The sequence below is a fragment of the Streptomyces sp. S07_1.15 genome, assembly GCF_020739505.1.
Classification (GTDB): Bacteria; Actinomycetota; Actinomycetes; order Streptomycetales; family Streptomycetaceae; genus Streptomyces; species Streptomyces xinghaiensis.
In genome coordinates this window covers 6,011,558-6,035,961 of record NZ_JAJBZK010000001.1, presented here as the reverse complement: position 1 = coordinate 6,035,961, position 24,404 = coordinate 6,011,558, and the positions used below count along the sequence as shown (strand labels likewise).

The 24,404-nt window shown below is 75.5% G+C and carries 21 protein-coding genes and 1 riboswitch; of the genes, 14 read left to right on the top strand and 7 right to left on the bottom strand.

The window, feature by feature from the left end; genetic code table 11:
• Positions 1-110 precede the first annotated feature (110 nt).
• Complete coding sequence (locus LIX60_RS25885; protein WP_227961080.1) at positions 111-611, top strand: VOC family protein; 501 nt, start codon at positions 111-113, stop codon at positions 609-611.
• 27 nt (positions 612-638) lie between these two features.
• Here the strand turns inward: LIX60_RS25885 and LIX60_RS25880 are convergent, their stop codons facing one another.
• The 3 genes from LIX60_RS25880 to LIX60_RS25870 form a co-directional block, all read right to left on the bottom strand.
• On the bottom strand, positions 639-2,120 hold the full coding sequence (locus LIX60_RS25880) for a hypothetical protein (protein ID WP_227961078.1): 1,482 nt from the start codon (positions 2,118-2,120) through the stop codon (positions 639-641).
• 232 nt (positions 2,121-2,352) lie between these two features.
• Positions 2,353-3,474, bottom strand: coding sequence for an alpha/beta hydrolase (locus LIX60_RS25875; protein WP_227961076.1), 1,122 nt, complete (start codon positions 3,472-3,474; stop codon positions 2,353-2,355).
• Positions 3,475-3,560: 86 nt separating this feature from the next.
• On the bottom strand, positions 3,561-4,220 hold the full coding sequence (locus tag LIX60_RS25870; protein ID WP_227961074.1) for a class II aldolase/adducin family protein: 660 nt from the start codon (positions 4,218-4,220) through the stop codon (positions 3,561-3,563).
• 334 nt (positions 4,221-4,554) lie between these two features.
• Here LIX60_RS25870 and LIX60_RS25865 point away from each other — a divergent pair, with 334 nt between their 5' ends.
• The 9 genes from LIX60_RS25865 (at position 4,555) to cobC (ending at position 15,845) form a co-directional block, all read left to right on the top strand.
• A complete protein-coding gene (locus tag LIX60_RS25865) occupies positions 4,555-5,829 on the top strand; it encodes an inorganic phosphate transporter (RefSeq protein ID WP_227961072.1) in 1,275 nt (424 codons plus the stop codon).
• A 25-nt stretch (positions 5,830-5,854) separates the two neighbouring features.
• Positions 5,855-6,100, top strand: coding sequence for a hypothetical protein (locus LIX60_RS25860; protein ID WP_019709623.1), 246 nt, complete (start codon positions 5,855-5,857; stop codon positions 6,098-6,100).
• A gap of 376 nt (positions 6,101-6,476) precedes the next feature.
• Positions 6,477-6,604: riboswitch (cobalamin riboswitch) on the top strand.
• A gap of 192 nt (positions 6,605-6,796) precedes the next feature.
• Positions 6,797-7,897: a cobalamin biosynthesis protein gene (locus LIX60_RS25855; protein WP_227961069.1), complete on the top strand. Its 1,101-nt coding sequence runs from the start codon at positions 6,797-6,799 to the stop codon at positions 7,895-7,897.
• Entirely contained in the window at positions 7,894-9,504 is a 1,611-nt protein-coding gene (locus tag LIX60_RS25850) for a cobyric acid synthase (RefSeq protein WP_227961067.1), read from the top strand. The genes LIX60_RS25855 and LIX60_RS25850 overlap by 4 nt, the downstream gene beginning before the upstream one ends.
• A gap of 240 nt (positions 9,505-9,744) precedes the next feature.
• On the top strand, positions 9,745-12,057 hold the full coding sequence (locus tag LIX60_RS25845; protein ID WP_265585793.1) for a putative cobaltochelatase: 2,313 nt from the start codon (positions 9,745-9,747) through the stop codon (positions 12,055-12,057).
• On the top strand, positions 12,057-12,653 hold the full coding sequence (gene cobO / locus LIX60_RS25840; RefSeq protein WP_227961062.1) for a cob(I)yrinic acid a,c-diamide adenosyltransferase: 597 nt from the start codon (positions 12,057-12,059) through the stop codon (positions 12,651-12,653). Before LIX60_RS25845 ends, cobO begins: the two co-directional genes overlap by 1 nt.
• Positions 12,654-12,712: 59 nt before the next feature.
• Positions 12,713-14,224 carry a cobyrinate a,c-diamide synthase gene (locus LIX60_RS25835; RefSeq protein WP_227962926.1) on the top strand — a complete coding sequence of 504 codons (1,512 nt, stop codon included), beginning with the start codon at positions 12,713-12,715 and terminating at the stop codon, positions 14,222-14,224.
• Positions 14,221-14,793, top strand: a complete 573-nt coding sequence (locus LIX60_RS25830) for a cobalamin biosynthesis protein (protein ID WP_227961060.1) — start codon at positions 14,221-14,223, stop codon at positions 14,791-14,793. The genes LIX60_RS25835 and LIX60_RS25830 overlap by 4 nt, the downstream gene beginning before the upstream one ends.
• Positions 14,790-15,845: an Rv2231c family pyridoxal phosphate-dependent protein CobC gene (gene cobC, locus LIX60_RS25825; RefSeq protein ID WP_227961058.1), complete on the top strand. Its 1,056-nt coding sequence runs from the start codon at positions 14,790-14,792 to the stop codon at positions 15,843-15,845. Before LIX60_RS25830 ends, cobC begins: the two co-directional genes overlap by 4 nt.
• A gap of 226 nt (positions 15,846-16,071) precedes the next feature.
• Here the strand turns inward: cobC and LIX60_RS25820 are convergent, their stop codons facing one another.
• Together LIX60_RS25820 and LIX60_RS25815 are read right to left on the bottom strand one after the other, a co-directional pair.
• Positions 16,072-17,121, bottom strand: coding sequence for an SCO1860 family LAETG-anchored protein (locus LIX60_RS25820; protein WP_227961056.1), 1,050 nt, complete (start codon positions 17,119-17,121; stop codon positions 16,072-16,074).
• A gap of 294 nt (positions 17,122-17,415) precedes the next feature.
• A complete protein-coding gene (locus LIX60_RS25815) occupies positions 17,416-18,507 on the bottom strand; it encodes an amidohydrolase family protein (RefSeq protein WP_227961054.1) in 1,092 nt (363 codons plus the stop codon).
• A gap of 447 nt (positions 18,508-18,954) precedes the next feature.
• On the opposite strand from LIX60_RS25815, the gene ectA reads away from it, so the two are divergent.
• From ectA to thpD, 4 genes are all read left to right on the top strand, one after another.
• Entirely contained in the window at positions 18,955-19,518 is a 564-nt protein-coding gene (ectA, locus tag LIX60_RS25810; RefSeq protein WP_227961051.1) for a diaminobutyrate acetyltransferase, read from the top strand.
• Positions 19,519-19,621: 103 nt separating this feature from the next.
• On the top strand, positions 19,622-20,890 hold the full coding sequence (gene ectB, locus LIX60_RS25805; protein WP_019709614.1) for a diaminobutyrate--2-oxoglutarate transaminase: 1,269 nt from the start codon (positions 19,622-19,624) through the stop codon (positions 20,888-20,890).
• A gap of 87 nt (positions 20,891-20,977) precedes the next feature.
• Positions 20,978-21,382: an ectoine synthase gene (locus tag LIX60_RS25800; protein ID WP_019709613.1), complete on the top strand. Its 405-nt coding sequence runs from the start codon at positions 20,978-20,980 to the stop codon at positions 21,380-21,382.
• Positions 21,383-21,444: 62 nt separating this feature from the next.
• The gene (gene thpD / locus LIX60_RS25795) at positions 21,445-22,344 is read left to right on the top strand and encodes an ectoine hydroxylase (RefSeq protein ID WP_227961049.1); all 900 of its coding nucleotides are present in this window, start codon (positions 21,445-21,447) and stop codon (positions 22,342-22,344) included.
• Positions 22,345-22,506: 162 nt separating this feature from the next.
• On the opposite strand, the gene LIX60_RS25790 is transcribed toward thpD, so the two are convergent.
• Complete coding sequence (locus LIX60_RS25790) at positions 22,507-23,559, bottom strand: aminotransferase class V-fold PLP-dependent enzyme (protein ID WP_227961047.1); 1,053 nt, start codon at positions 23,557-23,559, stop codon at positions 22,507-22,509.
• 124 nt (positions 23,560-23,683) lie between these two features.
• Positions 23,684-24,343: a GntR family transcriptional regulator gene (locus LIX60_RS25785; protein ID WP_227961045.1), complete on the bottom strand. Its 660-nt coding sequence runs from the start codon at positions 24,341-24,343 to the stop codon at positions 23,684-23,686.
• Between the last annotated feature and the right edge of the window lie 61 nt (positions 24,344-24,404).

Genomic DNA, 24,404 nt, shown 5'->3' with positions numbered 1-24,404 from the left:
GCCCGTCCGGCGGGCCCTTCCGGGCACGGGCGGGGAGACTGGGAGGCGGGACGGACGGGCCGGTACCGCCCGCCGCCCGTACGGAGCCGATCCGGTGAGGAGTGACCGCCATGACGGACAGCCCGGCCCGAGCGGACCGTGACGGCGCCGGCGCGGATGCCCGTGAGAGCGGCGGCGGGGACGCCGGTGCGGGTGCCGGGGCCAGCGCCCATCCCAGCATCTGCCCGGCCCTGCGCTACGAGGACGCGCACGCGGCTCTCCGGCAGCTCACCGGGGCCTTCGGCTTCACGGAGGTCGCGGTGTACGAGGACGAGGAGACCGGCACGGTCGTCCATGCCGAACTGTCGTACGGCAACGGGGTGGTGATGCTCGGCAGCACGGCGGAGAAGGGGGCGCTCACCGACGCCCCGGCGGACGGCGGTCCGGCGGGGGTCTACGTACGGGTGTCCGACGTCGACGCGCACCACCGCCGCGCGGTGGCCCACGGCGCGGAGATCCTCACCGCCCCGGCCGACGAGCCCTACGGCGCCCGGACGTACACGGCCCGGGACACCGGGGGCCATGTGTGGAGCTTCGGCGACTACGCCCCCAGCACGATGCCCCCGGGCTGACGCCCGGGGGCGCGGGCGGCCCCGGTGCTACGCGCCGCCCGTGTGCACCTGGAAGGCCGCCCGGCGCACGGCCTTGGCCAGCGCCGGGTCCGGGTGGGCCGCGGCCAGGGCGACCAGGACCTGGACCGTGCGCGGATGGCCGACCGAGCGCACCTCCCTGAGCAGGGCGGGCACGGTCTCCTGCACCGCGGACTCCAGGTGGTGCACCAGCAGCTGGCCCTCGCCGTGGTCGGCCACCGCGGCGGCGGTGTCCACCCAGAGCCAGGTCGCCTCCTCGCGGGTGAGCACGTCCGGGGAGTCCTCGGGGTCGCCGCCCTCCTGTTCGGCCAGCCACAGCAGGGCGTACGGGCGCAGATACGGCTCGCCGGTCACCGCCCGCACGGCCGGCTCGGCGGGGGCGCCGACGACGCGCAGCGCCTCGAAGGCGAGGCCGCGCAGCAGGGCGTCCTCGCCGCGGGCCGCCTCCAGCAGTTCCTCGACGGCACTGCCGGCGGGACGGGCCGCGAGCCAGGCGCGGTACTCCGCGCGGGCCGGGCCGGGGGTGAGGTTGGCGCAGCCGCGCAGCATGTCGGCGGCGGACTGTTCGATGTTGCCGGCCGGGCTCTGGGCGGCCACGCAGATCTGTTCGAGCTTGACCCAGACCGCCCAGTTGCCGAGCGGGGTCAGCATGGCCTGGCCGTCCTCCCGGGTCAGCGCGCCGACGGAGACCAGGCCGTCCAGCGCCCAGTCCAGCAGGGGTGCCGGGGGCGGGCCGCCGGCGGGGCCGTCCCCGGCCGGTCTCTCCCCGGGCCGGTCACCGGCGGCCCCGGTGCGCTCGGCGGGGGCGGCGGCCGGGGCGGGGGCGCCGTTGCCGGCGCCGGGGACCTCGCAGCGTTCCGTCCGGAGTTCGGCGACACGCTGTTCGAGGATGTCCCCGAGCGTGCCGAGGGGCACGGGACCGGCCGACAGCTGGAGGACGGACAGCAGCTGCGGAACGGCCTCCACGACCTCCGCGACGACGGTGGGCGCGAAGGCGGACGGGGCGGGATGGGCTATCGACCAGGCGTCGAGCAGGGCGACCCAGCCGCGCAGCGCGGCGGTGTCGTCGCGGTCCCAGGCGTGGAGGCGCCAGCCGGGGCGGGCCACGTCACCGTGGAGTTCGACGAGCCCGGCGAGCCGCGCCCGGTCCCAGTCGGCGCGGACCCGGTGCGGTGCCAGCCCGAGAGCGGCGGCGGCCCGTTCGGCGGACTCGCCGGAGAGCACTCCCGTGCCGCCGGGCCCGGGCCGGGCGCCGCGGCCCCGCTCGGCGTCGGCCCAGCGGGCGATCCGCACCGCTCCGGCGAGGATCTCCCGTGCGTGGCGCGCCAGTTCGGCGGGGGCGGGGGTGCCCGCGGGCGGGCGGGGAGCGGTGGCCCCCCAGGCCGGGGGGCCCTGCCGTTTACGACGGGTGGTCACCGCCCGCCTGGCGGCGGTCGTCGGTCGTTTCGGGACAAGATGGAGCCGGGAGTCGCGCGGAGTACGGGACGTCACGGCAGCAGTGTCCCGGGTGACGGCCCGAAAGCCCAATCGGAGGGTGCGGCGCCCATGACGCGGCGGGTCCGGAACGCTCTCCGGGGCGGGTCCGGCACGGGCCGCGGACGGGTTCCCGGCCGGTGCCGGGGCCGGTACGCGGGGGTGCCGCGCACCGGGTGACGGTGTTTCGGGCCGCTCCCCCGGCCCCCGTGCCCGGGGCTCCGGCCGCCGCTCGCCCGTCCCAGGCCGGCTACAGCAGCGCGGTCAGGAAGCGGCGCAGGGCCTCCTCGTAGCCGGCCGGGTCGGCGTTCCACATCGCGGCGTGCGGGGCCTCCGGCACGGCGTGGAGGGTGACGAGGTCCGGGCGGCGCTCGGCGAGGAGCTGCGAGCGGTCCCAGGGTGCCAGCCGGTCGTCCGGGCCGTGCAGGATCAGGGTGGGAACGGAGACCCGGGACGGCGCCGAAGCCTCCGCCAGGCTCTCCGCGCCGAGCCCCGCCCTGCCCTCCGCGGCCCGTACGGCCAGCGGCAGCAGCGCCCGGGGGGTGCCGTGGGCGGCGGCGAGGGCGCGGACCGTGGAGTGCCAGTCGAGCACGGGCGAGTCGAGCACCAGGCCGCCGATCCGGTCCCGCAGCGCCGAGTTGGCCACGGTGTGCACGGCCATGCTGCCGCCGGTGGACCAGCCGTGCAGCACGACCCGCTCGGCGCCCCGGTGCACGGCGAAGCGGATGGCGGCGTCCAGGTCGCGCCACTCGGTGTCGCCGAGGTGTCCGGTGCCGTCCGGGTCGCGGGGCGCGCCCGGGTCGCCCCGGTAGGAGAGGTCGAGCACGGGGACGCCGAGGCGGGAGAGGAACGGCATGACGACCATGGGGTGTTCCCGGGTGGTGCCGAGGCCGTGCGCGGTGACGACCCAGGTCGAGCGGGTGCCGGGCACCAGCCAGGCGGGCAGCGGGCCCAGTTCGCCGGGCACCTCCACGTCCTCGTACTCCAGGCCGTGCGCCTCGCCGGGGTTGCCGGTGTGGACCTGCGGGGTGAAGCGCACCTTGGCACCGCGCCGGAGGCCGCCGCGCTCCACCCGCACCAGGCGGCGCACCACCGAGTCGGGCGGGCAGTCGGCGTCCTCGGCCACGTCGCCGATGACGGCGTGCACGCCGCCGCCGGTCAGTCCGTAGGTGCCGGGCCGCAGCGAGGCCAGGCTGCGGGTGAGGGTCACCGTGTCGGCGGTGGTGGCGTGGACGGTGAGCCGGGGGTCGCTCGGCAGCGGCCGGGACGGGGACAGGGCCGCGTCGCCGGCGTACCGCCCGGCGGCCACCGCGGCCGTACCGGCGCCGAGAACGGTTGTGGCGGCGAGGGCCGCCGCTGTACGAGGTCGCATCGGTCCCAGTGTGCTCGGGATACGGCCGGGCGGCCAGTGCCGGCCCGCCCGGGGGTGATCCGGCCGGGCGGGGCGCGGCGCGGCCGTCAGGGGCGCGGGCCGTAGTCGCGGAGTTTCCCGGCGGCCTCGGCCAGTTCCTCCCGGGAGAGCAGGGCGGGGCTGAGGCCGGGCACGGAACGGGCGGCCAGCCAGACCCGGCACATCCACTCCAGCTGCGCGGTCCGGTCGTACGCCTGGTCGAGCGTGGCGCCGTAGGTGAGCGTGCCGTGGTTCCGCAGCAGGCATCCGGTGCGGTCGCGGAGGGCGTCCAGGGTGTGACGGGCCAGCTCCTCGCTGCCGTAGAGCGCGTACGGGGCGACGCGGACGGGGCCGCCGAGCGCGGCGGCCATGTAGTGGACGAGGGGGAGCTCGGTGACGAGCGTGGAGACGGCCGTGGCGTGCACGGCGTGGGTGTGCACGATGGCGCGGGCGCCGGTGGCCCGGTAGACCGCGAGGTGCATCGGCAGTTCGCTGGTGGGCCGCAGTGCGCCGAGGAGGCGCCGTCCGCCGAGGTCCACGCCGACCGCGTCCGCGGGTCCGAGCCGGTGGTACGGCACCCCGCTGGGCGTGACGAGGACCGTGTCGCCGACGCGTACCGAGACGTTGCCGGAGGTGCCGGTGACCAGCCCTTCGTCGGTGGTGCGCCGGGCCGTGGCCACCAGATCGGCCCAGGCGCCGGCGAGCTCCTGCGGGAGCGGTTCCGTCACTGCCCTCACCTCCGGTGGCCGATCCTGTCAGAGAGAGGACCGGCGGGCCGGGGGCGGGAGCCGGCGGCCCGCCTCGGCCGGTGCCGGAACTCCCCCTTCCGTGGGATCCGCCGGGAGCGCTGTTCACCTTGGGTCCGGTGTGCATTCAGTCTCCGGACGCCTTGGAGCGGCCGATCCGCCCGGTATCGCACCCCATGAGGGATATAAGACCCCGCTGTCACCCCCGGACGGCGGTCCGCAATCGCACCTGGAAGCCCACTCCCATTCACCTTCCGTTCACCGGACGTCCCTACCTTCGCTGTGTAACCGGCCCCCGAAACGATTGCCTGGGTGAATGGAACACATCACGCTTCTCATCGGGATCGTGATCATCACGGCCTTGGTGTTCGACTTCACGAACGGCTTCCACGACACCGCCAACGCGATGGCCACGACCATCTCCACCGGGGCCCTGAAGCCCAGGACAGCGGTGGCGATGTCGGCGGTCCTCAATCTCGTCGGCGCGTTCCTGTCCGTGGAGGTCGCCAAGACCATCTCCGGCGGCATCGTCGACGAGAGTGGTATCCGTCCAGAAGTGATCTTCGCCGGGCTCGTCGGCGCGATCATGTGGAATCTGCTGACCTGGCTGGTGGGCCTCCCCTCCAGCTCGTCGCACGCCCTCTACGGCGGTCTGATCGGCGCCACCCTGTTCTCCGCGGGCATCGGGGCCATCCACCTCGACGTCGTCCTCTCGAAGGTGCTGTTGCCGGCCCTGGCCGCGCCGATCGTCGCGGGACTCGCGGCGATGGCCGCCACCCGGCTCACCTACCGGCTCACCCGCGGACGCGACGAGCGGGACACCGCCAAGGGCTACCGCTCCGGGCAGATCGCCTCGGCCGCCCTGGTCTCCCTCGCCCACGGCACCAACGACGCCCAGAAGACCATGGGTGTGATGACCCTCGCGCTCATCACCGGCGGTGTGCTCGCGCCCGACGCCGGTCCGCCGTTCTGGGTCATCACCTCGGCCGGTGTCGCCATCGCCCTCGGCACGTACCTCGGCGGCTGGCGGATCATCCGCACCATGGGCCGGGGCCTCACCGACATCCAGCCGCCGCAGGGCTTCTCCGCCCAGACCGGCGCGGCGACCGTCATCCTCGCCTCCTCCCACCTGGGCTTCGGCCTCTCCACCACGCAGGTGTCCTCCGGCGCGATCATGGGCTCCGGCCTGGGCCGCAAGGGCGGCGTGGTGCGCTGGTCGACCGCGACCCGCATGTTCGTCGCCTGGGGCCTGACCCTGCCGGCCGCCGGCCTCGTCGCCGGACTGGCCGCCCTGCTGGCCGGGCGCGGCACCTGGGGCGTCACCGCGGTCGCCGTCATGGCTCTCGCGGGCAGCGCCTGGATCTGGGTGAAGTCGCGCCAGGAGAAGGTCGACCACAGCAATGTGAACGACGTCCCCGGCCCGGACGCCGATCCGGAGCACGAGGACATCGTCGCCGACGTCGTCGCCTCCCTCTCCCCGCCGCCCACCGACTCCGTGCTGGAGGCGGCCGCCCACGACGGCGAGGCCGGTTCCCCGCGCTCCGCGTCCCCGGCGTCCGAGTCCCCGGCGTCCAAGGCCACCGTCGTCTGACGGCTCAGGTAGAAGGAAGAACCCCATGAACATCGACTGGGCAGCACTCGGCCAGGTCTCCGTGGTCAGCCTCGTGGCGACCGTCGCCATCGTCGGCGTCTTCACCCTGGGTATCGTCGGCACCTCCGCCCGGCGGCACCCGCAGGCGGACGGCGCGGAGGGCGCCACGGTCACCGAGGCGCCGACCGCCCTGGCACGCACCCTCGCCACGGTCTGCTTCGCGGTCTCCGCGGCGGTCGTGGCGTACGGGATCTATCTGATCGTCGCCTGACGGTCTCCCGCACCACCCGCACCGCCCGCGTCGAACGGGCCGGCGGTACAGCGGCACCCGGGCCCGCCGCCCGGACAGCGCGTGACGCGTGCTGCCGGGGCGGCGGGCCCTCCGCGTCGCCCGCGCCCCTTCCGCCCGCCCGTCCCCCGCCCTGCCCGTCCGCGGCCGCCGCGCCCGTCCGCGGCCGCCCCGGCGCCCTGCCATCCCTCTCCACCCGGCTCTCCCGTCCCGTGCGCCCCTCCCGACCCGGCACCGGGCGGCGTACGCACCGCGCACGCCCCGGTGTGGCACTCCGCACACTGATCCCCCGCAGGTCAAGGGCGAGTTGACGGGCGTTCCCGGGCGTGGTGGACTGCCGGGGCCAAACGGCGGCAGGAGAGGAAGCCGGTGCGAATCCGGCGCGGTCCCGCCACTGTCACCGGGGAGCGCACCCCACCCACGTCACGGCCCGTTCCGACGGGCGGGAAGACCGGGGCCCGCGCCGATCCGGGAGCCAGGAGACTCTCACCGCCGGTCACGTCGAACCAGGGCGCGGACCCTGAGTGAGGACACACGCGATGCCCGGCTGCCGCCGCAGTACGCCCTGCCGTCGAACGCCCCGTGGCCGGACGGCCCGCGGGCGGGCGCCCCTCCCTCCGCTCCCGGCGGCCCCGCCGCCCCCGTCCCCCCTCCGAGGCGTGACGGCGGTCTGAGCCGATGCGTTCCGAAGACGCCGCCGGGGCCCCCGCGCCCCGGACACCCGCGCCCCCGGCGCCCGCTCCTCCGCACTCCACGGACGCCGTCCTCGTCGCCGGTACGGCGCTCGGCTTCCTCGCCGACCTCCTTCTGGCCGATCCCCGGCGCGGCCACCCCGTCGCCGCGTTCGGGCGGGCCGCAACGGCCGCCGAGCGGCTGCTGTGGCGCGATCACCGGGGTGCCGGGGCGCTGTACACCGCCCTGTGCGCCGGCGGCACGGTGGCCGCGGCCGCCGGGGTCTCCCGCGCCGTACGCCGCTCCCCCGCCGCCTCCGGGGCGCTGACCGCCGCCGTCACCTGGGCCGTGCTGGGCGGCACGTCGCTCGGCCGTGAGGCGCGGGCCGTCGGCGCCGCGCTGGAGGCCGGTGACCTGGCACGGGCGCGCGAACGGCTGCCGGGCCTCTGTGGGCGGGACCCGCAGTCGCTGGACGCACAGCAGATCGCCCGCGCGGTCGTGGAGTCCGTCGCGGAGAACACCTCCGACGCGGTCGTCGGGGCGCTGGTGTGGGGTGCCGCCGCCGGGGTGCCCGGCCTGGCCGGCTTCCGCGCGGTCAACACCCTCGACGCGATGGCCGGCCACAAGTCGCCGCGGCTGCGCCGGTTCGGCTGGGCCCCGGCCCGGCTGGACGATGTGGCGGGCTTCCCCGGGTCCCGGCTCACCGCCGCGCTGGCCGTGCTCGCCGGCCCGGACCCGCGGGGCGCCCTGCGGGTGCTCCGCTCCGACGCCCGGCGCCACCCGAGCCCCAACGCCGGCCCGGTGGAGGCGGCGTTCGCGGGGGCCCTCGGCGTACGGCTGGGCGGCACGCTGGCGTACGGCGGCCGGGTCGAACACCGGCCCGTGCTGGGGGCCGGCAACCGCCCGGTGGAGCCGCGCGACATCGAGCGTGCGGTGCGGCTCTCGCACCGGGTCGGCGCGCTGGCGCTGGTGGTGTGCGCCGGCGGACGGCTGGCGTACGGGGCGCTCCGGGGTGGCGCGACGGCTGTCCCCCGGCCGCCCGCCGGCCCGCGGGGCGCGCGTCCGGTGAGCGGGCGGCGGCGGGCCGCCGGAGAGGGGCGGGGATGACCGGCACCGACGGCGGCAGCACCCGGACCGGCAGCCACCGGACCGGCGGCGGCCTGCTGGTCGCGGGGACCACCTCCGACGCGGGCAAGAGCGTCGTCACCGCCGGTATCTGCCGGTGGCTGGCCCGCAAGGGCGTCTCCGTGGCCCCGTTCAAGGCGCAGAACATGTCGCTGAACTCCTTTGTGACACCCGAGGGGGCCGAGATCGGCCGCGCGCAGGCCATGCAGGCGCAGGCGGCGCGGGTGGAGCCGTCGGCGCTGATGAACCCGGTACTGCTCAAGCCCGGCGGCGACCGCAGCAGCCAGGTCGTGGTGCTCGGCAAACCGGCCGGTGAGCTGAGCGCCCGGGGCTACTTCGCGGCCGGCCCGGGGACCGGGGGCGCCCCGAGCGCGAACCGCCGGGAGGCGCTGCTCCCCGTCGTCCTCGACTGCTACGAGCGGCTGCGCGCCCGGTACGACGCGGTGATCTGCGAGGGCGCGGGCAGCCCGGCGGAGATCAATCTGCGCCGGCACGACATCGTCAACATGGGGCTGGCCCGGGCGGCCGGACTGCCAGCCGTGGTGGTCGGCGACATCGACCGCGGCGGGGTGTTCGCGTCCTTCTTCGGCACCACGGCCCTGCTGAGCCGCGCCGACCAGGCGCTGGTCGCGGGCTATGTGGTGAACAAGTTCCGCGGCGACGCGTCCCTGCTGGAGCCGGGGTTGGACATGCTGCGCGGGCTGACGGGGCGGCAGGTGCTGGGCGTCCTGCCGTACGCGCACGGCCTGGGCATCGACGAGGAGGACGGGCTGCGGCTCTCGCTGCGCGGCGCGGTCCGCGAGTCCGCCGCCGGACCTCCGTGCGGCGAGGAGGTGCTGCGGATCGCCGTGGCGGCCGTGCCCCTGATGTCCAACTTCACGGACGTCGACGCGCTGGCCGCCGAACCCGGCGTCCTGGTGCGCTTCGCCGACCGGCCGGAGGAGCTGGCCGACGCCGATCTCGTCGTCCTCCCGGGCACCCGCGGCACCGTGCGCGCGCTGGCCTGGCTGCGTGAACGGGGCCTCGCCGAGGCCGTCGCGCGGCGGGCCGCGGAGGGGCGGCCGGTGCTCGGGATCTGCGGCGGCTACCAGATGCTGGGCGAGCGCATCGAGGACGAGGTCGAGTCGCGGGCCGGGACGGTGGACGGGCTGGGACTGCTGCCGCTGCGGGTGCGCTTCGCGGTGGAGAAGACGCTGGCACGGCCGGCGGGCGAGGCCCTGGGCGAGCCGGTGGCGGGCTACGAGATCCACCACGGGGTGGCCGGCGTGGCGGACTCCGCCGAGCCGTTCATGACCGACGGCCAAGGCCGCGCCCTGGACGGCTGCCGGGCGGGCTCCGTCTGGGGCACGCACTGGCACGGCTCGCTGGAGAGCGACGCCTTCCGGCGGGCGTTTCTGCGCCGGGTGGCGCGGGACGCCGGGCGCCGCTTCGTCCCGGCGCCGGACACGGCCTTCGGGGAGCTGCGCGAGGAGCAGCTCGACCGGCTGGGGGACCTGATCGAGGAGCACGCCGACACCGGGGCGCTGCTGCGGCTGATCGAGGAGGGGGCGCCGCCGGACCTGCCGTTCGTACCACCGGGCGCGCCGTGAGCGCGGCTGTCCGCACGCCGCCGGGCGCACCGCCGTGAGCGTGCGGCCCGGCGCGCCGTCCCGCCGAGTACCGCCCCGGCCGTCCGGGCCGCGGAGGCGGACACCTGACCGATTTCCGAGGGTTCCACCGGAGGGCACCGCATGAGCGACACCGTCACGAGCGGCACCGTCACGAGCGGCACGGCCGGCGCCGTGTCCCGCTCCCCCGATCCGCACTACCCGTTCACCGCGATCGTCGGCATGGACGACCTGCGGCTGGGCCTGCTGCTGAACGCGGTGTCCCCCGCCGTGGGCGGGGTGCTCGTCCGCGGGGAGAAGGGCACCGCCAAGTCGACCGCCGTGCGCGCCCTGTCGGCGCTGCTGCCGCCGGTCGCCGTGGTGCCGGGCTGCCGCTTCTCCTGCGATCCGCAGGCACCGGACGGTGCCTGCCCCGACGGCCCGCACCCCGCGGCACCGGGAACGGAGCGGCCGGCCCGGATGGTCGAACTGCCGGTCGGCGCCTCCGAGGACCGCCTCGCCGGCGCGCTCGACATCGAACGCGCCCTGTCGGAGGGGAAGAAGGCGTTCGAACCGGGGCTGCTCGCGGAGGCCCACCGCGGCGTGCTCTACGTCGACGAGGTCAATCTGCTCCACGACCATCTGGTGGACCTGCTGCTGGACGCCGCCGCCATGGGCGCCTCCTATGTGGAGCGCGAGGGGGTCTCCGTACGGCACGCCTCGCGCTTCCTGCTGGTCGGCACGATGAACCCGGAAGAGGGCGAACTGCGGCCGCAGTTGCTCGACCGGTTCGGGCTGACGGTCGAGGTCTCCGCCTCGCGCGAGCCGGAGCTGCGGGTGGAGGTCGTCCGGCGGCGGCTCGCGCACGACGACGACCCGGCCGGCTTCGCGGGCCGCTGGGCGGCCGAGGAGTCGGCGCTGCGGGCGCGGATCGCGGCGGCGCGCGCGCTGCTGCCGTCGGTCGTGCTGGACGACCGGTCACTGCGCCGGATCGCCGCCGTCTGCGCCGCGTTCGAGGTGGACGGGATGCGCGCGGACATCGTGATGGCCCGTACGGCGACGGCGCTCGCCGCCTGGGCCGGTCGCACGGACGTGCGCGAGGAGGACGTCCGGCAGGCGGCGCTGCTGGCGCTCCCGCACCGCCGGCGCCGCAATCCGTTCGACGCGCCGGGCCTGGACGAGGAGAAGCTCGACCGGACGCTGGAGGAGTTCGGCGGCGACGAACCGGACCCCGGCCCCGGCGGCCCGGACGACCCGGACGACCCGGGTGACGGACCGGACGGCCCCGGGGGCGGGGACGGCGGAGACAGCGGGAACGGCGGCACCACGGACGACGGCCCCACGGACGACGGGAGCGCGCCGGGCGGGGACACCGCACCCGAGCAGAGCCCCGGCGGCCCGGAGGACGGGGGCGCCGCGGAGGATCCCGGCGGTCGTCCGGACGGTGCGGGGGAGCCGGCGGGCGAGCCGTCCGCCGCGGCGGGGGACGAGCCCGCCGGGGAGGACCGGCCGGTCACCGGCGGGGACGGCCCCGGGCAGCGTGCGGTGGGAGCCGCCGATCCGTTCCGCACCCGGGTGCTGAGCGTGCCGGGCCTGGGCGAGGGGGCGGCCGGGCGCCGCTCGCGCGCCCGCACCCGGCACGGGCGCACCACCGGCGCGCGACGGCCGCGGGGCGCCCTGACGAAGCTCCATCTGGCGGCGACCGTCCGGGCCGCCGCCCCGTACCAGCGCGCGCGGGGCCGGGCCGGCAGCGGTCTGGTCGTGCGCCGCGACGATCTGCGGGAGGCGGTGCGCGAGGGACGCGAGGGCAATCTCGTGCTGTTCCTCGTCGACGCCTCCGGGTCGATGGCGGCGCGGCGGCGGATGAGCGCCGTCAAGGGCGCGGTGCTGTCGCTGCTGCTGGACGCGTACCAGCGGCGCGACAAGGTCGGGCTGGTCACCTTCCGGGGCACGGGCGCGGAACTGGTGCTGCCGCCGACGTCCTCCGTGGACGCGGCGGCGGCGCGGCTGGAGTCACTGCCGACGGGCGGCCGCACCCCGCTGGCCGCCGGACTGCTGCGGGCACGCGAGGTGCTGCGGGTGGAGCGGCTGCGGGACGCGTCCCGGCGGCCGCTGCTGGTGGTCGTCACCGACGGCCGGGCGACCGCCGCGCGGAGCGCCGGGACCGGCGGGCGCGGCGGTACGGGCGACGGGGCACGCGCCGGGCGCGCGGCGGATCCGTTCACGCCGGTGACGCGGGCCGCGCACCTGCTGGCCGCCGAGGGGACGGCGTCGGTGGTCGTGGACTGCGAGTCGGGGCCGGTGCGGCTGGGGCTGGCCGGGGAACTGGCCCGCCGGCTGGGCGCCGAGGCCGTGACCCTGGAGGAGCTGCGCGCGGACAGCGTGGCCGGGCTGGTCCGCGGCGTCCGGGGCACGCGGCAAGCACCGTCCGCGCAGCACACCGGGCGAAGGCCCGGACCGGCGGCGGCGAAGAGGCCGGGGACGGCAGGAACGACGGGAACAACGGGGACGACGGGAACAACGGGGACGACGAACACGACCGGGAGGGCCGCGTAATGCCGCAGGGAAAGCCGAGCACGGTGCCGGACGACGGACTGACGACCCGTCAGCGCCGCAACCGGCCGCTGCTGATGGTGCACACGGGCCCCGGCAAGGGGAAGTCCACGGCCGCCTTCGGCATGGCGCTGCGGGCGTGGAACCAGGGCTGGCCGGTCGGGGTGTTCCAGTTCGTGAAGTCCGCGAAGTGGCGGGTCGGCGAGGAGCGCGCGCTGCGCGTCCTGGGCGCCTCGGGCGAGGGCGGCCCCGTCGTCTGGCACAAGATGGGCGAGGGCTGGTCCTGGACCCAGCGGGACATGGAGTCGAGCGAGGAGGCGGCCCGGGAGGGCTGGGAGCAGGTCAAGCGGGACCTCGCGGCCGAGACCCACCGCCTGTACGTGCTGGACGAGTTCGCCTATCCGCTCCACTGGGGCTGGATCGACACCGCCGAGGTCGTCGCGGTGCTCCGCGCCCGGCCGGGCACCCAGCACGTCGTGATCACCGGCCGCAACGCGCCGCCGGAACTGCTGGACGCGGCCGACCTGGTCACCGAGATGACGAAGGTGAAGCACCCGATGGACGCGGGCCAGAAGGGCCAGCGGGGCATCGAGTGGTGAGCACCCCGCCCGCCGCGGCCCCGCCCGCCGGAGCCCCGTCCGCGGCGGCCCCGCACACGGTGCCGCGTCTGGTGATCGCCGCGCCCGCCTCGGGCAGCGGCAAGACGACCGTGGCCACCGGACTGATCGCCGCCTACGCCGGACGCGGCCTCGCCGTCTCCCCGCACAAGGTCGGCCCGGACTACATCGACCCCGGCTACCACGCGCTCGCCGCCGGCCGCCCCGGACGCAACCTGGACGCCTATCTGTGCGGCCCCGAGCGGATCGCCCCGCTCTTCCTGCACGGCGCGGCCGGCGCCGACCTGGCCGTCGTCGAGGGCGTCATGGGCCTCTACGACGGCGCCGCCGGGCAGGGCGAGCTGGCGTCGACCGCGCAGGTGGCGAAGGTGCTCCGGGCCCCCGTGGTGCTGGTCGTGGACGCCTCCTCGCAGTCCCGTTCGGTGGCGGCCCTGGTCCACGGCTTCGCCTCCTGGGACCCGGAGGTGCGCCTGGCCGGGGTCATCCTCAACAAGCTCGGCTCCGAGCGGCACGAGGAGCTGCTGCGGGAGGCCCTGGACGAGTCCGGGGTGCCGGTGCTGGGCGCGCTGCGCCGTTCACCGGACGCCGGGACGCCCTCGCGCCACCTGGGCCTGGTGCCGGCCGCCGAGCGGCGGGCCGAGGCGGTCGCGTCGGTGGCGGCGCTCGCGGCCCGAGTGCGGGCGGGCTGCGATCTGGACGCCCTGTACGCCCTGGCGCGCAGCGCCCCGCCCCTCCCGGGACCGGTCTGGGACCCGGCACGGGAAGCCCTGGTGGGGGCGGCCCCCGCGGGGGGAACCACGGTGACGGGCGCCCGGTCCGGCCTGGCGCCCCCGGTCTCCGGGGCTGCCCCGGCTTCGCCGGTTCCCGCGTCTCCCCCGGTGGTGGCGGCCCCGGCGCCGGGCGCGTCCGGGCACGGGGCCGGGGCGTGGCGGGACGGGAGGGACCGGCCCGGGCGCCCGGTGGTCGCCGTCGCGGGTGGTCCGGCCTTCACCTTCTCGTACACCGAGCACGCCGAGCTGCTCACGGCGGCCGGCGCCGATGTCGTCCCCTTCGACCCGCTGCACGACGAGAAGCTGCCGCCGGGCACCGCCGGACTCGTCGTCGGCGGCGGCTTCCCCGAGATGTACGCGCCCGAGCTGTCGGCGAACGAGCCGCTGCGCGAGGCCGTCGCGGCGCTCGCCGCCCGGGGCGCCCCGGTGGCGGCGGAGTGCGCGGGCCTGCTGTACCTCGCCCGGTCGCTGGACGGCAGGCCGATGTGCGGGGTCCTGGACGCCGAGGCGCGGATGACGGAGCGGCTGACGCTCGGCTACCGCGAGGCCGTGGCGCTCTCGGACAGCCCGCTGGCCCCCGTGGGGGCGAGGCTCCGGGGCCACGAGTTCCACCGCACGGTGATCGAGCCGGGCGCGGGCGCCGCGCCGGCCTGGGGGCTGCACCGGCCGTCGCGCCGCGTCGAGGGCTTCGTCCGGCGGGGCGTCCACGCCTCCTACGTCCATCTGCACTGGGCGGGCGCCCCGGGCACGGCCCGCAGATTCGTCGAATGGTGCGCGCGATGAGCCGGACGAGCCGGATGAGCGGGATCAGCGGGATGAGCGGGGACGGCCAGGAGGCCGGCCGGGGCCCCGTGCTCGCGGCCGGGGTCGGCGCACGTGCCGGGGTCACCGAGGGCGAGGTGCTGGCGCTGCTGCGGGCGGCGCTGGAGGAGGCCGGGCGGCGGGACCCGGCGGTCGCCGTGCTGGCGACCGCCGAGGCCAAGGCGGGTGAGGCGGGCATCGCCGGGGCGGCGGCCCGGCTCGGCGTACCGCTGGTGACGTACACGGCGGCGGAGCTGGCCGCCGTGGACGTGCCGCACCCGTCCCGTACAGTGCTCGGCGCGGCGGGCACGCCGAGTGTGGCCGAGGCGGCCGCCCTGCTCGCCGCGGGCCCCGGGGGCGCGCTCCTGGTGCCCAAGACCGCCTCGTCCCGGGCCACGGTGGCCGTGGCCCGCTTCCCGGCCGCCCCCGGCCCGCAGCCGCCTCCGGACGGCGCCAGCCCGCACACCCGTACCCCGCATCCCCGCGCCCCGCGGGCCCCCGCGCCGCCCGGCCCGGCGCCGGCCCGGTCCCGAAAGGCAGGAATCCCGTGACCGCGCTGCCCGGACCCGATCTGCGCCACCACGGCGACGCCGAGGTGCGCGGCACCGGTCTCACCGACCTGGCCGTCAACGTCCGCGCCGGCACTCCCCCGGACTGGCTCAGGGCCCGGATCGCCGCCTCCCTCGGCACACTCGCCGCCTACCCGGACGGCGCCCCGGCCCGCGAGGCGGTGGCGCGGCGGCACGGGCTGCCCGTCTCCCGGGTGCTGCTGACGGCCGGGGCCGCGGAGGCGTTCGTGCTGGCCGCCCGGGCCTTCCCGGCCCGCCGTCCGGTGGTGGTGCACCCGCAGTTCACCGAGCCCGAGGCGGCCCTGCGGAACGCCGGCCACCGGGTGGAACGGGTGCTGCTGCGCCGCGAGGACGGCTTCCGGCTCCGCCCGGACTCCGTACCGGAGGACGCGGATCTGGTCGTGGTCGGCAACCCCACCAACCCGACCTCCGTCCTCCATCCCGCGGACGGCCCGGCCGGTCTGGCGGCGCTGGCCCGGCCCGGGCGGCTGCTGGTCGTCGACGAGGCCTTCATGGACGCGGTGCCGGGCGAGCACGCCTCACTGGCGTCACGGACGGACCTGCCGGGACTGGTGGTGCTGCGCAGCCTCACCAAGACCTGGGGGCTGGCCGGGCTGCGCATCGGCTACGTCCTCGCGGAACCGGAGCGGATCGCGGCGCTGGAGCGCGCCCAGCCGCTGTGGCCGGTGTCCGCGCCGGCCCTCGCGGCGGCGGAGGCCTGCTGCGAGCCGGCGGCGCTCGCGGAGGCGGAGCGCGCCGCGGAGCGCGTGGCGGCGGACCGGGAGCATCTGCTGGCGCGGCTGGCGGAGTTCGGCGAGGTCGCCGTCTGCGGTCCGGCCGCCGGGCCGTTCGTGCTGCTCCGGCTGGAGGGAGCGGCCGCCGTACGGGAACGGCTGCGCGAGCACGGCTTCGCGGTCCGCCGGGGCGACACGTTCCCGGGGCTCGGTCCGGAGTGGCTGCGGCTGGCGGTCCGCGATCCCCGCACCACGGACCGGTTCGCCGATGCCCTGGCCAAGGCCCTCGCCGACCGCTGACTTCCCCGGCCGCTGACCCCGCCGGCTGCTGACCCCGCCCGCCGCCGGCCTCGCGGGCACCCCGCCGTACGGGCGGTCGTGCGCGGCCGGGCCGGGGCCGGCCGGGGGGTACGGCCCGGTCGAACGGCGGGAAGGCCGACGGCGCGGGCCGCCCCACCCCCGGGGCGGCCCGCGCCGTCACCTTCCCGGTCCGGGTCCGGGGCCCGCGGCCCCGGACCCGTCGCGGTCAGCCGCGGCGGGCGGCCGCCCGGCGCCGTGCGACGAAGACCGAGACTCCGCCGGCCGCGAGCAGGGCCCCGGCACCGGCCGCCAGGTACGGGGTGGTGGAGTTGCCGCCGGTGGCGGCGAGGTTGTCCTCGCCGCTTCCCGAGCCGGTCTGGGTGCTGACGCCGTCGCCGGAGCCGTCACCGGAGCCGTCACCCGAGCCGTCGCCGTCACCCGGGCCACCGTCGCCCGAGCCGCCGCCCGAGCCGCCCGAGCCGCCGGTGGCGCCCTCGGTCGCTCCGCCGCTGCCGGTGCCCGGCCCGCCGTCGCCGGAGCCGCCGGCGGGGCTCTCACAGGTGGCCTCCACCAGGGTGACCTTGCCCTCCACGGCCGCGACGTTGAGCTTCTTCGGCGCGGTCAGTTCCGGGGTGACGGACACCTGGAGCTCCAGGGCCGTGGCCGCGGCGGTCGTCGCCGTGGTGGTGGTCTTCGCCAGGGCCAGCTCGACCGAGCCGATGCCCTTGACGTCCGCCCGCGCGGTGCCCTCGGCGGTCAGCTCGACCCGCTGGCCGAAGACCGTCACATGCCCCGGGATCTTCGCCTCGGCCGTCGGCTGCTCGCCGGCCGGGCACACGGCGGTGGACGTGACCTGGTCGAGCTCGATCAGCGGGTGCTTCTTCAGACCGGGCACGAACACCCGGGCGTTCACGAGGTTGGCCCGCCCCTCGGCCTTCCCGGCCTCCGTCTTCGCCTCCGCGGTGGCGACGGCCGCCTTCAGCACCTCGACGGGACGGCCCCGGTGGGCGCCCTCCACCCGCGCGGTCAGCAGCGTCTCACTGGCCGACTCCGGGGCCTGGACCTCGTTGAGCGTGACGTTCAGCGGCACCCGGGTCCGGTCGAGCAGGGTGACCCCGAGGTCCGCGCGCAGCACGACCGCTCCGGCCTTGCCGTCCCCTCCGGAGGCGTACGCGGGCGCGGCACCGGCGAGGAGCACCGGGGCGGCGGCCAGAGCGGCGGCCGTCAGCGCGGCGGCGGTACGGCGCACGGGCGGGACGAAGGCATTGCTGTTCAAGGTGTGGAACCCCCACAAGAGAAATGGAGTCGCCGGCGCGGTCCGGGGGACGTCTGCGCGGCGACCTCGTACGCAACGCATACTTACGTACTGTCGGTGAACAGGCAGCGACATGGCGTGAGTTCACACCATCGGGTGGTTTCTGGGCGTGCGTTCGACTCGCCGTCCCGGGAAGCCCGCCGGGCCCCGTCCCGGCCCCGGAGGCACGGCGGCTCCGGAGGCGGGGACGGGGCCCGGGCCGGGGATCCGCCGCGGCGGGTCCCCGTACGGCGGCGTACGGCGGCGTACGGCGGCTCAGCCGGTGACGCGGCCGCGCAGCACCACGTGCCGGGGCGCCGCCAGGACGCGGACGTCCTCGCGCGGGTCGGTGTCGTACACCACCAGGTCCGCCGGGGCGCCCTCGGTCAGGCCGGGGCGCCCGAGCCATTCCCGCGCCCCCCAGGTGGCCGCCGACAGGGCGGTCGCCGCCGGGAGCCCGGCCTTCACCAGTTCCGCGACCTCCTGCGCGATCAGGCCGTGCGGAAGGGAGCCGCCGGCGTCGGTGCCGGCGAAGACCGGGATGCCGGCGTCGTGGGCCGCGGCCACGGTCTCGTAGCGCCGCTCGTGGAGCCGCCGCATATGGTCCGACCAGCGGGGGAACTTCTCCTGGCCGCCGTCGGCGAGCCGGGGGAAGGTCGCGATGTTGACGAGGGTGGGGACGATGGCCACACCGCGCTCGGCGAAGAGCGGAATGGTCTCCCCGGTCAGCCCGGTGGCGTGCTCGACGCAGTCGATGCCCGCCTCCACCAGGTCGCGCAGCGAGTCCTCGGCGAAGCAGTGGGCGGTGACGCGGGCACCGAGCCGGTGGGCCTCGGCGATGGCGGCCTCCACCTCGCCGCGCGGCCAGCAGGGGGCGAGATCGCCGGTGGAGCGGTCTATCCAGTCGCCGACGAGCTTGACCCAGCCGTCACCCCGGCGCGCTTCCCGCGCCACATACGCGACGAGGTCGCCCGGCTCGATCTCATGGGCGTAGTTGCGGATGTAGCGGCGGGTGCGGGCGATGTGCCGGCCGGCGCGGATGATCCGGGGCAGGTCCTCGCGGTCGTCGATCCAGCGGGTGTCGGAGGGCGAGCCGGCGTCGCGGATCAGCAGCGTCCCGGCGTCGCGGTCGGTCAGGGCCTGCTTCTCGCTGGTGGACTCGTCGACCGGGCCCCGGGCGTCCAGGCCGACGTGGCAGTGGGCGTCGACGAGTCCGGGGAGGACCCAGCCGGTGAGGGTGGTCACCTCCCGCGCGGCGGCGGGGGCCTCGTAGGTGACGCGGCCGTCCCGCACCCACAGCTCGTCCCGGACGTCCTCCGGACCGCGGAGCACCCGTCCCTTGATGTGCAGCACCGTGCCTTCGCTCATGGCAGGCACTCTACGAGCGGCGCGGTACGCGGGAGGGGCGGGCCCGGCCCGCGCCGGGTCCGCGAGGGGGCGGACGGACTCTGGGACGGTTGGGTTCCGTGATTCCGGTGACAGTTTCGCGCATTCGCGCTATGTTCTCCTCAACGGAATTCCGTATTCTCCAAATGCGTAGAGTCCGGAACTCTTCTTCCCGCTTTCCCGTGTCTCAAACACACGGATTCGCCACAGACCTCAGGGGCCTCTCCCGTGGCCGCGGCCCGGGTTGTTACGGATATGTGACGCGATCCACAGGCCGCCCGGTTCATCCGGGAATCGGCCCATATATACGGGCAATCAGGTGGGGTGTCGCGCGCCCGCACGGCCGCGCCCGAATAACACAGGAACCCCCGCCCGCGTAACCCCTTGCCCCGATGCATTTTTAACTTTTGCTCGGTAAATTGAATACGCATGACCGCCGCGCAAGCAGACCACGCAGGTCCCCGTACGGAATTCTTGGAAATGCCGGAAGGACTCAAGCTCGACACGCCACGCGTCGACGACGGAGCCGCGATCTGGCGCATCGCCCGCGACTCCGAGGTGCTCGACCTCAACTCGTCGTACAGCTACCTCCTGTGGTGCCGCGACTTCGCCGCCACCTCCGTGGTGGCCCGCGGCGCCGACGGCGAGCCGGTGGGCTTCGTGACCGGATACCTCCGCCCCGAGGCCCCCCGCACCCTCGTCGTCTGGCAGGTCGCCGTCGACGCGAGCCAGCGCGGGCGCGGCCTCGCGGGCGCCCTGCTCGACGGGCTGACCGAGCGGGTCGCCCACGAGAAGGGCATCGACCGGGTCGAGACCACGATCACCCCGGACAACACGGCATCGAACCGCCTGTTCACCTCGTTCGCCGAGCGGCACGGCGCGGCCGTGGAGCGCGAGGTCCTGTTCGACCCGGGCCTGTTCCCCGAGGAGGGGCACCTGCCCGAGGTGCTCTACCGGATAGGACCCCTGCCGTGGACGGCGCCCCCGCGCTGACCCGGGCCCCCTCACCCCGGGCCCCCGGAAACCCCGACTCCGAGCCCTGCCCGCCCCCACCGACTTCCTTCTTCACTCCCCAGACCACTCCCTGGAGTTCGCTGTGACCATCACCCCGCCCGCCCTGAGTGTCTTCGAGAGCCTCGAATCCGAGGTTCGCAGCTACTGCCGCGGCTGGCCGGCCGTGTTCGACCGGGCCAAGGGCAGCTACATGTACGACGAGGACGGCCACACCTACCTGGACTTCTTCTCCGGCGCCGGAGCCCTCAACTACGGCCACAACAACGAGGTGCTGAAACGCGCGCTGCTGGACTACCTGGAGCGCGACGGCGTCACCCACGGCCTGGACATGGGCACCACCGCCAAGCGGGCGTTCCTGGAGTCCTTCCAGAACTCGATCCTGCGGCCGCGCGACCTGCCGTACAAGGTCATGTTCCCCGGCCCGACGGGCACCAACGCCGTCGAGGCCGCGCTCAAGCTGGCCCGGAAGGTGAAGGGCCGGGAGGCGATCGTCTCCTTCACCAACGCCTTCCACGGCATGTCCCTCGGCTCGCTGGCCGTCACCGGCAACTCCATGAAGCGCGCCGGCGCCGGCATCCCGCTGGTGCACGGCACCCCGATGCCGTTCGACAACTACTTCGACGGCAAGGTCCCGGACTTCCTGTGGTTCGAGCGGCTGCTGGAGGACCAGGGCTCCGGGCTCAACCAGCCCGCCGCCGTGATCGTCGAGACGGTCCAGGGCGAGGGCGGCATCAACGTCGCCCGCGCCGACTGGCTGCGCGCCCTGGCCGACCTGTGCCGGCGCCGGGACATGCTGCTGATCGTCGACGACATCCAGATGGGCTGCGGCCGTACGGGTGCCTTCTTCTCCTTCGAGGAGGCGGGCATCACGCCGGACATCGTGACGCTGTCGAAGTCCATCAGCGGCTACGGGATGCCCATGTCCCTGACGCTGTTCAAGCCTGAGCTGGACGTGTGGGAGCCGGGTGAGCACAACGGCACCTTCCGCGGCAACAACCCGGCCTTCGTGACGGCCGCCGCGGCCCTGGACACCTACTGGGCCGACGGCCAGATGGAGAAGCAGACCATCAGCCGCGGCGAGCAGGTCGAGCAGGCGCTCACGGCGATCACCGAGGAGCACCCGCGGCTCGGCGGCGTCGTGCGCGGCCGCGGTCTGGTGTGGGGCATGGAGTTCACCGACAAGTCCCGCGCGAGCGCCGTGTGCAAGCGCGCCTTCGAGCTGGGGCTGCTGGTCGAGACGTCGGGGCCGCAGAGCGAGGTCGTCAAGCTGCTGCCCGCGCTGACCACCACCCCCGAAGAGCTGGACGAGGGTCTGCGGATCCTCGCCCGGGCGGTACGCGAGACGGTCTGAGCCATCTCCCCGGGGCAATCCGGCTTGTTTGCCGGGTTGCCCCGGGCCCGCGTATCGCCGACCGTAGAAACAGAAAGGCAGAACACCGTGATCGTCCGATCCCTCAGGGACATCGAGGGCACCGACCGGCACATCAAGTCGCAGTCGGGCACCTGGGAGAGCAAGCGCATCGTCCTCGCCAAGGAGCGGGTGGGCTTCTCCCTCCACGAGACCACGCTCTACGCGGGGACCGAGACCAAGATGTGGTACGCCAACCACGTCGAGGCGGTGCTGTGCGTGGAAGGTGAGGCCGAACTCACCAACGAGGAAACGGGCGAGAAGCACTGGATCGAGCCCGGCACGATGTATCTGCTGGACGGGCACGAGCGCCACACGATGCGGCCGAAGACGGACTTCCGTTGCGTCTGCGTCTTCAACCCGCCGGTCACCGGCCGTGAGGACCACGACGAGAACGGTGTCTACCCGCTGCTCACCGAGCCCGAAGAGGGCTGACCGACCCCGACGAGGGAAACGGACAGAAGCAGGGACGTAACGAGAGGAGAAGGTGCAGCACCATGACCATCGCACCCGAGCGGACGACCGATCTCTACCCGACCCGCGGCGCCACGGAGGTGGCCACCCCGCGGGTGGACCCGGTCGTGTGGTCGGCTCCCGGAACCCCCGGCCCGATCTCCGAGAACGAACTCAGCGACTTCGACCGTGACGGCTTCATGGCGGTCGACCAGCTGATCACCCCTGACGAGGTCGCGGTCTACCGCGACGAGCTGAACCGGCTGGTCACCGATCCCGAGGTGAAGGCCGACGAGCGTTCGATCGTCGAGCCCAAGTCGCAGAAGGTCCGGTCGGTCTTCGAGGTGCACAAGATCAGCGAGGTCTTCGCCGGGCTGGTCCGCGACCCGCGGGTGCTGGACCGCGCCCGCCAGATCCTCGGTTCGGACGTCTACGTCCACCAGAGCCGGATCAACGTCAAGCCGGGGTTCGGTGCCTCCGGGTTCTACTGGCACTCGGACTTCGAGACCTGGCACGCCGAGGACGGCCTGCCCAACATGCGCACGGTGTCCGTCTCGATCGCGCTGACCGAGAACTACGACACCAACGGCGGTCTCATGATCATGCCGGGTTCGCACAAGACGTTCCTCGGCTGCGCCGGCGAGACCCCGAAGGACAACTACAAGCGGTCGCTGCAGATGCAGGACGCGGGCATCCCGTCCGACGAGGCGCTGTCCGGCTTCGCCGAGAAGCACGGCATCAAGCTGTTCACCGGCAAGGCCGGTTCGGCGACCTGGTTCGACTGCAACTGCATGCACGGCTCCGGGGACAACATCACCCCGTTCCCGCGGAGCAATGTCTTCATCGTCTTCAACAGCGTGGAGAACCCGGCTGTGGAGCCCTTCGCGGCCCCCATCCGCCGGCCCGAGTTCCTCGGTGCCCGGGAGTTCACGCCGGTGAAGTAGCGAGATGACCCAGGCTCGCAGGGTGTGACCTGGGTCCGGGCCGCGGCCTCCTCGCGGAAGGGGGAGGGGCACGTCCGGATCGGGCTCCCACTGGGCGAGTGACGGCGGCCGTCGCCGGGAGGCGTTCCCGGTGACGGCCGCCGTCGCGTACCCGGGGCCGGCTCAGGGGCGGGCCGGGAGGCCCGAGACGACGTCGAGCAGCCGGTCCACGTCGGCGGCGGTGTTGTAGAGATGGAAGGCCGCCCGCAGATTGCCGGCCCGGATGGCCACGCGGACGTCCGCCGCCGCCAGCGTCTCCTCGGCGTGGCCCAGCCCGGGCACGGCGACGATCGCGGACCCCGGCTCGTAGCCCAGCCCGGCCAGTCCGGCACGGCAGCGCTCGGCGAGCGCGAGGTTGTGGGCGCGGATGGCTTCCGGGCCGGTCTCCTCGATGACCGCCAGCGCCTCCGGGGCCGCGAGATACGCCAGCAGCGCGTGGCTCTCGTCGAACCGGCGTGCGGTGCGGGCCAGCCGGCGCACCGGGCCGTAACAGCTCTCCCAGGGGTCCTCCCCCGCCGTCCAGCCCGAGAAGACCGGGCGCAGGCCCCCGCCGTCCTCCGGGACGGTGAGGAAGGAGACCCCGCGCGGGCAGAGCAGCCACTTGTAGGCGCCGGTGACGGTGTAGTCGAAGTCTCCGGCGTCCACCGGGAACCAGCCGAGGGCCTGGGTGGCGTCGACGAGCGTACGGGCGCCGTGGGCGCGTGCGGCCGCACGGATCGCGGCGAGGTCGGCGATCCGGCCGTCGGCGGACTGGACGGCGCTGACGGCGACGAGCGCCGTACCCGGCCGGACCTCGTCCGCCAGGGCGGTGAGCGGCACACTGCGCAGCTTGAGATCGGGACGGACGGCGAAGGGGTTGACCAGCGAGCTGAAGTCCCCGTCGGCGATGAGGACTTCGGCCCCTTCCGGCAGTGAGCCGGCGATGAGGCCGGTGTGGACGGCGACGGCGCCCGAGGTGGCCACCCGCCCGGGGTCCACCCCGGCCAGCCGGGCGAAGGCCGCACGGGCCCGGTCCACCGAGGGGAAGCCGAGATCGGGCGAGGGACGGCCGTCGGCGGTGCCGTCGACCCCCTCCCGGAGCACGGCCGCGGCCTCCCGGGGCAGCAGTCCCATCGAAGCGGTGTTGAGATAGGTCGACTTCGGCGCGAAGTGCGCCCCTCCCAGAGTGGTCTCCATACCAGCCACTATGGGCGGGACGGCGTCCTCCCGTCCACGGGGTTGTGGCCGTGGGCCGGCTGCCCGACGGGCCGCGGAGGCGCCCGGCGTCAGGCGTCAGGCGTCCGGCGTCAGGCGTCCGGCGTCAGGCGTCCGCCGGGCGCGGCAGGGCCAGCTCGTCGCCGACGCCGACGCGGCGCAGGATGGCGGCGATGTGCTCGTACACCAGCCGGCGGGCCCGGGCGCCCTCGCCGCGGCACAGCGCCTCGGCGATGGCCCGGTGCTCCGCGACGTTGCCGCGCCGGTTGTCCGGCCCGGCGGTGGAGGCCGCGGCGACGTGCAGACTGCGGTCCCAGAGCGTCTCGTGCATCAGGGCGACCACGGCGTTGCCCGCCGCCGCGACCAGCTCCCCGTGGAACTGCCGGGCCTGGAGCAGGGTCGCCTCGGAGGTGTCCTTCTCGTGCAGCAGCGGTTCGAGCGCCCGGCCCAGCCGGCGTGCGTGCTCCCGGCCGCGGGCGACCACGGAGTCGATCGCGAACATCTCCAGGAGCAGCCGGGCCTCCATGACATCGCGGGCCTCCTCCAGGTCCAGCGGCAGGATCAGCGCGCCCTGGGGCGGATGGAACCGCAGGGCGTTCTCCTCGGCCAGACGCCCGAAGGCCGCCTTGATCGCCGGGAGCGGGAGGCTCGTCTCCGTGGCGACCGCTTCCGGGGTGAGGATCTGCCCCTGGGCGTAGCGGCCGTCCGTCATACGGGTCCGGACGGCGTCGTACGCCTCGTGCACCGCGGCATTCCCTTCCGGCATGCCCCCATTGTCCCGTTTCCGCGGCGGGCGGCACTCCGTGTCCGGCGGGGAGTCCGCGCGG